At 72.3% G+C, this 12529-nt stretch carries 12 protein-coding genes; 3 read left to right on the forward strand and 9 right to left on the reverse strand.

Annotation, left to right across the window (positions count from 1 at the left end; genetic code table 11):
- Nucleotides 1-23: 23 nt before the first annotated feature.
- A complete protein-coding gene (locus tag OG504_RS19870) occupies nucleotides 24-1058 on the reverse strand; it encodes an NlpC/P60 family protein (RefSeq protein ID WP_405991011.1) in 1035 nt (344 codons plus the stop codon).
- Between the two features lie 155 nt (nucleotides 1059-1213).
- Between OG504_RS19870 and OG504_RS19875 the strand changes: the two genes are divergently transcribed.
- A complete protein-coding gene (locus OG504_RS19875; RefSeq protein ID WP_405991012.1) occupies nucleotides 1214-1606 on the forward strand; it encodes a hypothetical protein in 393 nt (130 codons plus the stop codon).
- A complete protein-coding gene (locus tag OG504_RS19880) occupies nucleotides 1603-2841 on the forward strand; it encodes a DUF418 domain-containing protein (protein ID WP_405991013.1) in 1239 nt (412 codons plus the stop codon). Before OG504_RS19875 ends, OG504_RS19880 begins: the two co-directional genes overlap by 4 nt.
- On the opposite strand, the gene OG504_RS19885 is transcribed toward OG504_RS19880, so the two are convergent.
- From OG504_RS19885 to OG504_RS19920, 8 genes are all read right to left on the reverse strand, one after another.
- Nucleotides 2738-4561, reverse strand: a complete 1824-nt coding sequence (locus OG504_RS19885; protein ID WP_405991014.1) for a type IV secretory system conjugative DNA transfer family protein — start codon at nucleotides 4559-4561, stop codon at nucleotides 2738-2740. The two genes, OG504_RS19880 and OG504_RS19885, sit on opposite strands and share 104 nt — an antisense overlap.
- Nucleotides 4549-6090, reverse strand: a complete 1542-nt coding sequence (locus tag OG504_RS19890; RefSeq protein WP_405996381.1) for an ATP/GTP-binding protein — start codon at nucleotides 6088-6090, stop codon at nucleotides 4549-4551. Before OG504_RS19890 ends, OG504_RS19885 begins: the two co-directional genes overlap by 13 nt.
- Before the next feature lie 260 nt (nucleotides 6091-6350).
- On the reverse strand, nucleotides 6351-7844 hold the full coding sequence (locus OG504_RS19895) for an SCO6880 family protein (RefSeq protein WP_405991015.1): 1494 nt from the start codon (nucleotides 7842-7844) through the stop codon (nucleotides 6351-6353).
- A 165-nt stretch (nucleotides 7845-8009) separates the two neighbouring features.
- On the reverse strand, nucleotides 8010-9245 hold the full coding sequence (locus tag OG504_RS19900) for a hypothetical protein (RefSeq protein WP_405991016.1): 1236 nt from the start codon (nucleotides 9243-9245) through the stop codon (nucleotides 8010-8012).
- Nucleotide 9246: 1 nt separating this feature from the next.
- Nucleotides 9247-10002 (reverse strand): hypothetical protein, encoded by a 756-nt coding sequence (locus OG504_RS19905; RefSeq protein ID WP_405991017.1) that lies wholly within the window; start codon nucleotides 10000-10002, stop codon nucleotides 9247-9249.
- 13 nt (nucleotides 10003-10015) lie between these two features.
- Nucleotides 10016-10303 (reverse strand): hypothetical protein, encoded by a 288-nt coding sequence (locus tag OG504_RS19910; protein WP_405991018.1) that lies wholly within the window; start codon nucleotides 10301-10303, stop codon nucleotides 10016-10018.
- Nucleotides 10304-10383: 80 nt separating this feature from the next.
- Nucleotides 10384-10668 (reverse strand): hypothetical protein, encoded by a 285-nt coding sequence (locus OG504_RS19915; RefSeq protein ID WP_405991019.1) that lies wholly within the window; start codon nucleotides 10666-10668, stop codon nucleotides 10384-10386.
- Nucleotides 10665-11354 (reverse strand): hypothetical protein, encoded by a 690-nt coding sequence (locus tag OG504_RS19920; protein ID WP_405991020.1) that lies wholly within the window; start codon nucleotides 11352-11354, stop codon nucleotides 10665-10667. The genes OG504_RS19915 and OG504_RS19920 overlap by 4 nt, the downstream gene beginning before the upstream one ends.
- Nucleotides 11355-11666: 312 nt before the next feature.
- Here OG504_RS19920 and OG504_RS19925 point away from each other — a divergent pair, with 312 nt between their 5' ends.
- Nucleotides 11667-12527, forward strand: coding sequence for a lytic transglycosylase domain-containing protein (locus tag OG504_RS19925; protein ID WP_405991021.1), 861 nt, complete (start codon nucleotides 11667-11669; stop codon nucleotides 12525-12527).
- Nucleotides 12528-12529 lie beyond the last annotated feature (2 nt).

The following is a 12529-nucleotide window of genomic DNA, read 5'->3' on the forward strand; positions in this document are numbered from 1 at the left end:
ACGGAGGCCACCCCACCGCCGGTTCACGCGTCCGGCCGCACCACCCCGAGGATCTGCATCGACGCGGCCGGCGACACGTACACCACCCGCCCCGGCCGCGGCGCCGAGATGATGTTCCCGCCCCCGACGTAGATCGCCACATGGCTCGCGTCGGAGAAGTAGACGATCAGGTCACCGGGTCGCATGTCCTCGATCGGAACGTGCTTGAGCTGGGCCCACTGCTGTTCCGATGTGCGGGGGATGGTGACACCCGCCGCGAGCCACGCCTGGGACGTGAGGCCGGAGCAGTCGTAGGAGTCGGGGCCCTCGGCGCCCCAGACGTAGGGCTTGCCGATCTGCTTGACGGCGAAGGCGATGGCCTTCTGGCCGGCGGTCGTCGCGTCGGTGCCGACCTTCTGGAGGATGCCCGTGCTCTCCCACTTCGCCTGGGCCCGGTCGGCGTCGTTCTTCTCCAGGTCGGCGAGGCGGGCACGCTCCTTCGCCGCCAGCGAGGACTCCAACGCCTTTGCCTCGGCGATGTGTTGCTCGATCGTCCGGCGCTGCGTCGCCATCGCGCGCCGGCTCGCCCGCAGCCGCGTCAGTTCGGCCGCCGCCTCGTCCGTGCGGGTGCGCAGGGACGCCTTCGTCGTCTTCAGGTCCGTCAAAAGGTTCTGCGTGTTCTGCTGGGCCTGGAGCGCCAACCCCGCGTTGTCCAGGGCCCGTCCGGGGTCGCTGGCCAGCGCGAACTGGAGCTCGGCGGGCACTCCGCCGCCGCGGTACTGGGCCCTGGCCGCAGCTCCGGCAAGGGAGTTGAGGCGGGTCAGTCTCGCCTCGGTCGCGCGGACCTGGGAGGTGAGTGAACCGACACGCCTCGTCTGTGCCTTCACCCTGCCGTCGGCCGCGTCGTACTTGTCGGTCGCCACCTCCGCCCGGTGGTACAGGCTCTCCAGCCTGGCCTGCACCTCGGTGAGGGTCTGGGGGTCGGCCCGGGCGCCCTGTTGGCTCGCCGCCGTCAGGGCGCAGGCCAGGGCGACGGCTGTCGCCGCCCGGTGGCCGTGTGTGCGCAGAGGCCGTCTCATCTGGGCCGAAGCTCCCTTCGTACGCGTCGGTGAGGATGCGTACGCACAACGGGCGCCACCCGTACGGCGGTTCAGTGAGGAGGTGACGGCGTGAACCCGCGGCCCGCGGCAGACGTTGTGCGCGAAGAGGTACGACGGCCGGTGAAGGGGACCGTATGGACGCCAGGTTGTTGCTGCTCGCCCTGTGCACGGGGGTGGGTCTCGGGTTTCTCCTGCTCGCCGTACGGCAGTTGGTGACCGTGGCGCGCCTGTGGGTGCGCGGAGTGCTCGTGACGGGCACCGTGATCCCGCGTGTCGCGGGCGACCGGCGGCGGACCGGGCTCGTGCTGTTCACCGACCACCTGGGGCGGCCCGTCGTCGTGGACACGGGGGCGTACGGGTCGCTGCGCGGACTGCCGCCGGTCGGCGGGACGGTGCCCGTGTGCTACCCGCGCGACCGGCCCACGGCGGCCCGGCTCTGGACCCCGCGGTATCTGCTGTCGCCGACGTTCGGGTGGTTCCTGACGTCGACCGTGGCCTTCGTCTGCGGTACCCGGCTGACGCGGTGAGCGGGCGCGAGACGGTCGGTCCCGGGCGGGTCCAGGACGTCGATGTGCTGCGCGGGTTCGCCCTGTTCGGCATCCTGCTCGTCAACTCCCAGCTGATGGCGGGTCCTTACACCGCGTTCGGCGGCGGGCCTGACGCCACTGCCGTCGACCGGGCCGCCGCCTGGGCGGTGACCGCCACCACCACCCTCTACCAGCTGTTCTCGTTCCTCTTCGGCTACAGCTTCGTCCTCCAGGAACGCTCCGCCAGGCAGCCGGGCGGCGGGTCCGCCGGTCGTCAACTCCGGCGTACGGCAGGGCTGTTCGGCCTCGGACTCCTGCACGCGGTGCTGCTCTACACCGGCGACATCCTGATGACGTACGCCGTCCTGGGACTGGTCCTGTACGGCCTGCGCGGGCTGGGTCCCCGGGCCGCGCTGCGGGTCGCGGTCTGTCTGGTGGCGGGCCTCGCGGTGCTGCTGCTCGGGTACGGGCTGCTGACCGTCGCCTTCACCCGGCCGGTCACCCCGGCGCAGTACGCCCCCGAAGTCGCGCGCAGTGTGGCCGCCTACCGCGGCGGCTTCCTGTCGGTCGTCGGGGCCCGTCTGCGCGAACTGCCGTCGACCATGGGCGCGAACGTGCTGTACGCCCCGGACATGCTGGCCGCGTTCCTGGCCGGCCTCGCGGCGGCGAAGGCGGGCCTGGTGGAGCGGCGCGGCCGGGACCGAGCGTGGCTCAGGCGGGTCGTCGTACGGTGGCTGCCGGTCGGCCTGGCCGGCGGGATCGTCACCGCGTGCTGTGCAAACGGGCCGTTGGACAGCCGCTGGTTCCTGGTCGGCCACGCGGTGTCGCTGCTGACCGCGCCCGCGCTCACGGCGTCGTACGCCTGCGGCCTGCTCCTGCTGGTCGGCGCAATGCGCCCGGCGGCGGGCCGTGTGCTGGCCGCCTCCGGGCGCATGGCCCTCACGCAGTACCTCTCCCAGTCGCTGGTCCTCGCGCTCGTCTTCACCGGCTACGGCCTCGGTCTCTACGACCGGGTCGGCACCGCCGTCGTCCTCGCCGGGTGCGTGGTGCTGTACGGTGCCCAACTCGCCCTGGGGGTATGGCTGATGGGGCGAGTGCGGTACGCGCCGGCCGAGCTGGTGCTGCGGGCCGTCACGCTGTGGCGGCGCCCCGGTAGCTGTCCATCTCCACGACGTTGTCCTTCTCCAGGGTCGGGCCCAGGCCCGGCAGCAGACGAGCCGCTGCGCGTTCGGTGATCGCCGCCGTCTCCGCCTTCGCCGCCGCCGAGATGACATCGGCGCCGGGCTCCTTGTACCAGGGGCGCAGCCGGATCAGGGCCGGCTTGACGCCGGTGGCCAGCAGCAGGGCGGTGCCCTTGGGGAGGGCGCGGATCCTGTCGGGCGGCAGGACGGACTCCTGGCGGTAGGAGTACGAGCGTGAAGTGCCGTCCTTGCTGCGGGAGATGCTCGGGGTCTTCACGTCGTGCTGGCCGACCAGGGTGGAGATCTTCTGCACGAAGTCGGCGTCGTCCAGGCCCGCGCCGAGGAGTTTGACGGTCGCCGCGCTCCACAGCGCGTCCATCCCGACGTCGCCCCACACGCGGGCGCCCTGGCGGTAACTCTGCAGCAGGGTCACGACGTTGATGCCGCGCGAGCCGAAGTGGGAGTACAGGTCGGGGAGATCGGAGATGCGGCACACGTTGGCCGCCTCGTCGAGGACCGCGGTCAGCGGCGGGTCGAGCCGGCCGCCCATGCGTTCGGCCGCTACGACCCCTGCCCGCATCGTCGCGTCGGCGAGACCCGCGATGACGCCGGCCGCCGAGCCGCCGCCGTCCTTGGAGAGGAGGTAGAGGGTGTCGGTGCCCAGGACGTGCTCGTGCGGGCGGAACTCCGGGAGCCGGGGATCGGGGGTGACCCAGGCGAGGATCTCGGGATCGAGGAGGCAGGACGCGGTCTGGCGGGCGGTCTCGTAGATGCCGTCCCGGGTCTCCACCGCGCCGCGCACCGTGCCCTGCAACTGCTCGGCCATCGCGACGAGTCCGACCTCGCGGAGCAGGTCGACGGGGGTGCGGTCGGCGGGGTCGGCGAGCCAGGCGAGGAGCTCCTGCAGCGGGGCCCGGCCGCGGGCGGCGGCCAGGAACAGCGCGGTCAGGGTGTTCTGGGCGGCCGAGATCCAGAAGTCCTTCTTCGCGGTGTCGTCGTTGACGGACGCGACGAAGTGACCGGCCATCCGGCGGGCGCCCTCGATGGTGTGGCACTCGCCGAGGATGTTCCACCACATGGCGCGCGGGGCGTGGGCGATGCCCTGCGGGTCGAACGTCCACACCGTGCCCGCCTTCTCGCGCTGGGCGCGGGTGACGGCGTAGACGTCGGACTTGTTGGAGGTGAGCAGGACCGCGCCCTGGGCGCGCAGCACCCGGGGGACGGCGATGCCGGTGGACTTGCCGGCGCGGGGGGCCATGAGGTCGAGCTCCACGTCCTCGTAACTGCTGCGCAGTTCGGGGCCCTTGGGGTCGAGGTCGCCGAGGAGGTTGCCGGTCTCGTCGGGGCGGACCTCCGCACGGCCCTTGAGGGTGGGGCGCAGTTCACGGGCGCGGGCCTCGATGCCCTTGGGGCACATGGCGGCGAGTTCGCGCTTCCCGGCGAGGCCCTTGGGCGCTCTGCCGCGGTCCATGACGAAGTTGACGGCGAGGGCGGCGGGCACCGCGATCAGCGCCAGCAGGCCGAACATGCCGGCGTAGAGCACGGCGGCCGGGGTGCCCGGCCACAGCGCGGTCGGTCCGGCGGAGATCAGGGCGGAGACGGTGGACATGGCGAACGGCGGGGCGTCCCAGCCGTAGCCGGCGAGGCCGGCGCCGAAGGTGCCGCCGGCCCACACGATGGTGAACGCGAAGATGCCGAAGGCGGCCAGCGCGGCGATGGCCCACTGCAGCTGGTCACCGAGGTCGGTACTGCGGGGCCCGCTCACGCCGTCCACCCCCCGGCCGACGCCTCCACGGCGGGAAAGCCCGGGGCGCCGGGGAGGGCGAGGGCGCTCGGGTCGCCGGGGAGGGCCAGGGGCAGGGGTCCTTCCTGCGCGGCCCGGGCGACCTCCGCGGCGGCGCGGGCGGCGGCCTGTTCGATGGCCGCCTCGTTGGTCGTCCAGCGGGTGTTGGTGTTGTGCAGGTCGCGCTCGGCGTCGGTGATGGCGACCTTGATCGGGATGCCGGGGCGGCCACCGACCTTGATGAGGAAGCGGCCGCGGCCCGGCGGCTCCTCGTCCTCGCCGCGGACGCCCCAGCCGGGTGGCGAGGACCAGGACGAGACGAGTTCGATCTCGCGGCGGGAGAGTCCGACGACCTTGCCGAGATCCTCCATCTCGGTCTTCGGCAACCCGGCGCAGACGACCATGCCGGCCCGCTCGACGAAGCCGCGCGCCTTGGCGCGGTCGGCGTCGGTGCCGAGGGCCTCGGCGTCCTTGAGGGTGTGGGTGATCTTGGCGTCGCCGAGACCGAGGGAGCGGTTGAGGCGGGTGAGGGCGTCGATGCGGTCGACGATGCCGGAGGCCGCGCGCAGCGGGCGCCACAGCTCGTCGAGGACGGTGAAGAACCAGCGCCGGGGCGCGAGTCCGGCATCCGCGAGGGCGTGCGAGGCGGCCACCGTGCCGAGCCCGTCCGACCAGGCGGCGAGCATCGCGGCGGCGGTGAGCTGGGTGTCGGCCTCGCCGATGCCGGAGATGTCGATGCACACGGCGGGGGCGTTCGCGTCGATGCGGGTCGACGTCTCGGAGGCGAAGGTGTCGCCGAGCGGGCCGTCGAGGATGCCGAGCAGGGAGCGGTGCAGCGGGTCCACGGCGTCCCGGTAACGGGTGTCGTCGCCGCGGTCGAGGGTGACCGCGCGGACCCGGTCGGGGCCCTCGGTGAGGACCCGCAGCACGTCGGGCAGCAGCACGCTGCGGCCGGGCCGGGTGCGTTCACGCAGGTGGTGCAGGACGGCGGAGAGCACGGACTGCTCATGGTCGTCCATGGGCCGGCCGCGCACGATGGTGATGAGGGCGGCGACCATGTTCAGCACCCGGCCGTGGGCCTCGGCCTTCAGGACCTCGCCGGCCTCGCCGCCGACCTTCGCGGCGGCCTCGCCCATGGCGCCCGGGTCGAGGACGTTGATGCCGCCCCGGCCGCGGCCGATGGAGATGACCTGGCCGCCGAGCGCGCGGACGGTGTCGGCGTAGTCGGGCTTGAGGTCGCCGAGGACCAGCGGGACGACACCGGTCGCGGCGAGCCCGATCAGCATCCGGTTGATGAGGGTCGACTTGCCCAGGCCCGGCATGCCGAGCATGAACAGGGAGGGGTTGGAGATGTAGCGGGCCCGGGTGAACCAGTTCAGCGGGTCGCCGCAGACCGTGGCCCCGGTGAACAGGTGCTGTCCGAGCGGTACCCCGGTCATGGGCGAGCCCGAACCGGCGGCGAACGGCCACATGCCACAGGCCTGCACGGTGGTGGCCCGCCACATGGTGGGCGGATCCATGTACCCGACGCGGCCACCGCCGGCGCCCTCCCAGCCGCGGGCCGGGATGTACAGCTCGCGGGGCTTGGCCGGGGCCTTGCCCTTGCCGCTGCGCCTGGCGTCGGACTTCGCCCTGGCCTTCGCGGACTTCGTCGCGGCGGCCTCGGCGCCGGATCCGTCCAGGCCGACCAGCCCCGACCCGCCCGCGGCCAGGTCCCGGAGCGCCTGCTCCTCGGCCATCAGGTCCGCGCGCTCGGCCAGCTTCTCCTCGCTACGGCGGCTCACAGCGCCTCCTGCAGTTCGTGCGGGACGAGGGTCTGTTCCCACGGAAGGATCCCGGCGGGCAGGGTGCAGCTGAACGCGGCCGCCTGCATCCGGTCGGCGGGGCGCATCAGCACCCGGGACGCCGCGGTCAGGTTGCGTACGGTGACGCTGGCGTCGGCGAGTTCCGCCAGGTTGTCGACGGTGACCGTCAGCATCAGGGAGAACTCCACGAGTCCGGCGCCGGACGCCTCCTCGGCGGCGGTCTGTTCGGCCGCCCGCACCTCGGAGGCCGCGCGCGCCTGGACCATGCCCTTGCCGGACGTGGCCATGAACTGGGCGCTGCGCCGGTCGGCCTCGACGATGCGGGCCGAGGTGGCGGGGTCGATGGCCCGGTAGACCAGGGCGACCCGCTTGCGGCGGGTGCCGGGGGCGGCCTCCAGCATGCCGCGCAGCACCGAGGAGCGGACGGTGCCGCGGGGCGCCAGGGTCAGCATCCAGGTGCGGGAGACACCCGAGTCGTGCTGGTAGGCGTTCACCGTCTCCACGGCGGCGGCGGGACCGGCGTCGTCCCACTCCAGGCCCGTTCCGCCCTCCAGGGCACGGGCGTTGAGGACGTCGGCGGCGACGGCGGGGTCGTAGGCGACCCGGACGACCTCGGCGATCCGCTCGGCCGACAGCGGGTAGGCGGCACCGCCGCCGGCCGCGACGAGCCCGCTGAGCAGGCCGGGGATGCGGATGGCCAGTTCGGTCATCACGTCCTCCTTCCTGCGCTTCTGGCCGGCCGGGTTGCCGTAGGTGAGGGTGACGTAGGTGTGCATCTCTGAGGAGGCGCTGGGGTAGCGCTCGACGACCTCCTCCATCACGGCGCGGGCGGCGGCCGGCGCGTTCGGGTGGATGCGGGGCAGCACCTCGTGGGCGAGCCGGGTGCCGGGGTCGGGGGCGGTCTCCACGATCACGGTGGCGCCCTTGAGACCGGGTTCGTGGGAGAGCCGGGCCAGCCACTCGCCCCACAGCGCGACCCAGACGTCGACCTGGTCCGGATCGATGAGCGAACCGCCGTCGGGGTCGCAGCCCAGGACGATCGTGTACAGGTCGCGCTGCGGGTGGTGCAGGATCCCGAAGGGGCGGTCGTAGGCGTCGCGGCCCTCGCTCGCGGTGACCTTGTTGAGCAGGCCCGGCGGGCGGAACCGGCCGCCGGGACGCGCGGACAGCGGGCCCGAGACGTAGAGGTGCGAGCCGGCGGCCTTCCTGCGCCACCAGCCGACGCGCAGGGCGAAGAGCTGGTAGACGTTGCGGCCGTCCTGGGTGCGGATGGTGAGCGGGATGAGGAACAGGACCACCGGCACGAACACGATGATCGCCGCGTACAGCGAGATCAGCGACGCGAGCAGGGTGGCGACGAGACCGCCGAAGATCACGAAGGTGCCGACGAGTCCCAGCGGTCCGAGCCCCGCGCGCCTCGGCCTGCGCCAGTTCCCGTAGGTCGGATGGGAGACGGCTTCCGTGGGCATGTGACGGTTTCCTTTCGTGAGGTGACGGTGGTGCGGCGTGGGTCGGGGCCGGTGGGGAGACCGCCGGACGCCCCGGGGGAGGGCGCCCGGCGGCCGTTCGTCAGGGGAGACGACGCCAGGCGGAGCTACGGGCGTACGGCCCCGGTGTCAGGGACTCCCCCGGGCTCATTTGTTGTTGCCGAGTTCTCCGTCGGCCCCCTCGACGGCGCCGGAGACGGTCGAGCTCGCGACCTGGGTCGCGGCCACGGCCGCGAGGATCGCCATACCGGCGGGGCCGCCCATCGCCGCCGCGGCTTCCTTGCCCGCACCGCCCGCGGCCTTGCCGGCACCTCCACCGCTCTTGCCCGCACCGCTCGGACCTCCCGAGCCGGACGCGCCGTCGGAACCGCTGCCGCCGGACGCACCGTCCGAACCACTGCCGCCGGACGCGCCGCCGGTGCCGCTCGCTCCGCTCGGGCCCTTCTGCGCGCCACCACCGCCGCCGCCGGACGAACCGCTCATGGCGGCGACCTGCACCGCACCGCTGGCCAGCTGGCTGCCCGCCTGGCCCATGGAGGCCATCGGGTTGCCGGTGCCCATGGCAGCGGCGGCCGGTACGACGAGCTTCAGCAGCGCGGGGAGCGCGATGGCGGACAGCAGCATCACGCCGATACCGGCGATGCGGGTGTTGACGTTGGCGCCCGTCGGGCTATTCTGGCCCGCGGTGATCATCGACATGCCGGCGTTCAGCACGAGGGCGACCGCGGGCTTGTAGAGCAGCCAGGAGATCATCCAGCCGATGTGCTTGCGCCACCAGCCGGCGCCCCAGTCCGTCATCGAGGCCGCGGCGGCCATCGGAAGGGTGCCGAGCATGATCATCATGACGCCGAGCCGGATGTACATCAGGATCGTGTGCAGGATCCCCGCGAGCAGCAGCAGGAAGGCGAGGATCAGCAGCAGGAAGGACTGGATGTCACTGATGTCCCCGCAGGCCCCGATGTTGTCCAGCGCCTTCTGCACGGAATCGTCGAACAGGTAGCTGGAGTAGTTGTCCGCGACCCTGGCGGCGGCCACGCAGATGGTGGTGGCGGCGCCCGAGACGAGAACGACCCGCATGATGCCCTTCAGGGCGGTGACGCCCGCGGTGCCCCTGCGCTCGATCGCCATCTTGGCGGCCGCGAACAGCAGCGAACCGACGGCCAGATAGACCACGATCCACGATGTCTTGTTGCTGAGGTCGTGCGAGGTGGTGGTGTCGTCCAGGGTCGGAACAGTCTTGGCCAGCCCCGCGAACACGGCGATCGCGGCGGCGAGGATGGTCTTGGCGATCAGATCGATGACCGTCCCGACGGGGTTGCCGAGAAAGCTGAAGAACCCGGTGATCGCGTCCGCCAGCGGATTCCCGTTGCTGCAGGCCGCCATGTCAGGCCCCCCAGAGTGTGTAGCCGACGGCGCTCTGCTCGGAGGTCAACTGTGAGTAAAGGCTCCCGCTGCCGTCGGGCTGGATCTTCCAGTCGCCACCGCTCCAGTGCACGTAGACGGTGGTCTTGGCATAGCCCTGGTCACTCTTGATCAACAGCACGACGGACGCCGCCCCGCTGGTGTACGAGGTCACCTGGAACCCGGCGTACGACGAGGTGGTCGGGGCGCTGTCCGAACCGGCCGTGTCCGGGACGGCGGTGCGCTGGAACACGAAGAGTTCGCGTCCCTGCCCGGCGACGACCTGCTGGTCGGTGACGGTGCGCCACTGGGATCCGCTCATCTGGGTGGGGATGTCGGTGGCGGCCAGCACGGCTCCCATGGGGGTGTGCGCGAAGCACCACCACACGGCGCCCTGCATCCTGGTCGGCCCCGCCGAGGCGGAGACCGGCACCCGCCCGATGCCGAGCGTGTGCCAACTGATGTCCTTCGGCACGGACGTGGGTATCGCGTCGCCCGCGCTGTCGTCGGTACGGCAGCCGCCAGGACGGCCGTCCTTCTTGGTGACGGTGCCGGACAGCGGGCCTTTGGACGCCTGCGCCGCGGCCCGGTCGGCGGTGCCCGAGCCGGACGTCAGCGTGGCGATCACGCCCAGCACGACGACCAGCGCGAGGAACCCCGCCGACGCCTGCCAACTGCGCTGTTTCCAGTACGGCCCGGACTCCTCGGACCGCTGTTCTCCGCGCTTGAGTATGCCCACTGCCCCGCGCCCTCTAGTTGAAGACGAACTGGACGAGCGGGCCGGCCGTGGCCACCAGGACACAGCCGCCGAGCACCATGCCGAGGCGGCTCATGTGCTCCGAACTCTCGCCCCGCTTCACGGAGATGGCCATCATCGCGCCGGTCACCAGCACGCCGCAGACACCGGCGGCGGTGCCGGCCCAGGCGAGGATGCCGAGGACGAGGTCGACCTTGGTGGCCAGTTCTGGGGGTGCGTCGCTCTTCGGCTGGGGAACGGCGGCGGCGAGGATGTTGGAGGCTTCGTAGAGCATTGCGGACATGGGGACTCTCCGAGAATTCAGCGCCCTGCCTGAGCGGTGGGCGGGAGGGTGAACCGGCAGTACTGGAAGGTCTGTTGGCCTTACGGGCCTTGAAGGGTCAGATCGCCGATGAACGTGACGAGCGGACCGGCCGTGGTGGCGACCACGCAGGCGAGGACGACGAAGAAGACGCCGCGGAAGTGCTCACCGCCCTCGCCCGGGTCGCCGCGGCGCAGCTGGAGCGCCATCTGCATGCCGACGATGATCAGTCCGGCGACGCCACAGGCCGAGGCGCACCAGGAGAGCGTGTTGATGATCAGCCGGCCGTCGCCGCCCGGGTCGAACCCGGCGGCCAAGTACTGCGTGGCGGTGAGGAGTTGACTCACGACATGGCTCCCTCGCCGTAGACGTCGCTGCCCACCAGCCGGGAGAGCGTGACGAGTTGTCCGGGGACGTACTTCAGCCGGCCGTCCGTGCGCCATGCCGGGATCCACGGCACGCGGTGCACGCGGGCGACGGAGCGCAGCACCCGGATGCGGCGCAGCAGACTGAGCGGCAGCCGTCCGGGGGCGTCGGCGACGAGCACCACGGCCAGCAGTTCGAGCCCCTGCGGGGCCTCGCCGTCCTCGAGCGCGCCGAGCGCCCGGGACACGGACCGCAGTCCGCTCGCGCTGGTCCGGCCGACCAGGACGATCCGGTACGGCTCGCCCCGCCCGGGCTCCGGCCAGCGGGCGCCCACGTCCACTCCGCCGAGGGCCTCGGCCAGCGAGGTGGCGCCGGAGCCGCCGTGCGCCTTGACCCACCCGACGTCCTCGCGCGGCCTGCCGCGCGAGGACGTCCTGGGCCGCTTCGGCTGACCCCGGCCCTGCTCCGCCGGACGGCCCGAACCGGCCCTGCGCGCGGGGGCGTTGGACCGGGGGGCGACCGGAGCGACGGGCCGCGGGGCGGGCCGCACGACGGTCTGCGCCCGCGGTGCCGGCGGCGCCCCCTGCCGCAGCGGTGCGGACGGCAGCCCGCCGCCGAAGCCCTGGTGCGGGGAGTACGCCGTCTGCCCGACGGGGGCCTGGTACACGGCGGGTGCGGGAGGTCCGACGGGGACGGCCGTGCCGCCGTCCGTCGCCGGGCGTGCCGGCTGCGCGGACTGTGTGGACCTGGGTCCCCGTACCCATGACTGCGGGCCCGGCTGTGGTGCCGAAGGACTGCCCATGATGTTTGTCCCGCCCCCCTCTTGCCTCGTGCTTCCGCTGTTCTGGCTCATCCGGTTTCCACTGTTTTGAACTTTTTCGCCACGGGGCCCGTTTCGGTCTACCGGGTCCGTCGGACAGCACAACGGGCCATGTGGCCACAGCGGTTCAAGACGAGCCGAAGAAGGCGGAGGACGCGGATGGGTGCGGGAGAGAGCGAGGACGGCGCGGGCTCGAAGGCCGTCATGTACGGCGTGGCCGGCGCCGGTGTGGGCGGCTGCGTGATGATCCCGCTCGCCGTGGCGGGCGCCGTGCCGTTGATCATCATCTTCGGCGGGCTCGGGGTCCTGCTGGCCCCGCTCATCGCGCTGATCCTGCTCTTCGGAGGAGGCGGCGGCAGCGCCGACAACTACGCAGGCGACAACGCCACCGCGAACCAGATGATGACCATCCTCCAGGGCGACGGGAAGGGCGAGTTGGACACCGCCACCGTCCCCCCGGACCTGGTGGACCCCATCCAGAAGGCCGGCGAGCAGTGCGACGCGATCGGCCCGATCGTCATCGCCTCCCAGCTGGAGAAGGCGTCCGGCTTCAACTCGACCCTGGTCGGGCCGCACGGCGAGACGGGCATCTCACAGCTGACGCCGGACATCTTCGGCAAGTACGGCAAGGACGACGACAACAACGGCAAGACGCAGGCGACGGACAACAAGGACTCGATCATGGCCCTGGGCCGCTACATGTGCGATCTGGCGGGCCAGGGACAGACGTTGCTCGACAACGGCACGGTCGTGAAGACCACCGACAAGGACGGCAACACCACCAACAGCGTCCTGGACCTCGCCCTGGCCGGCTACGCCATCGGGATGGACGCCGTGAAAGCGGCCAAGGGCGTCCCGGAGTCGAACGACGCCCTGAGCTACGTCCTCGCCATCCGCGCCCAGTTCGCCAAGTACCAGGGTGTCGGCGCCCCGCCCGACGGCGCCACTCCCGGCGTCACACCCACCGCCCCGGTGTCAACCGCGCCCGGCCCCACCGACACCGCCACTTCCGGCACATGAGG

This window comes from Streptomyces sp. NBC_00986 (assembly GCF_045162565.1).
Taxonomy (GTDB): domain Bacteria; phylum Actinomycetota; class Actinomycetes; order Streptomycetales; family Streptomycetaceae; genus Streptomyces.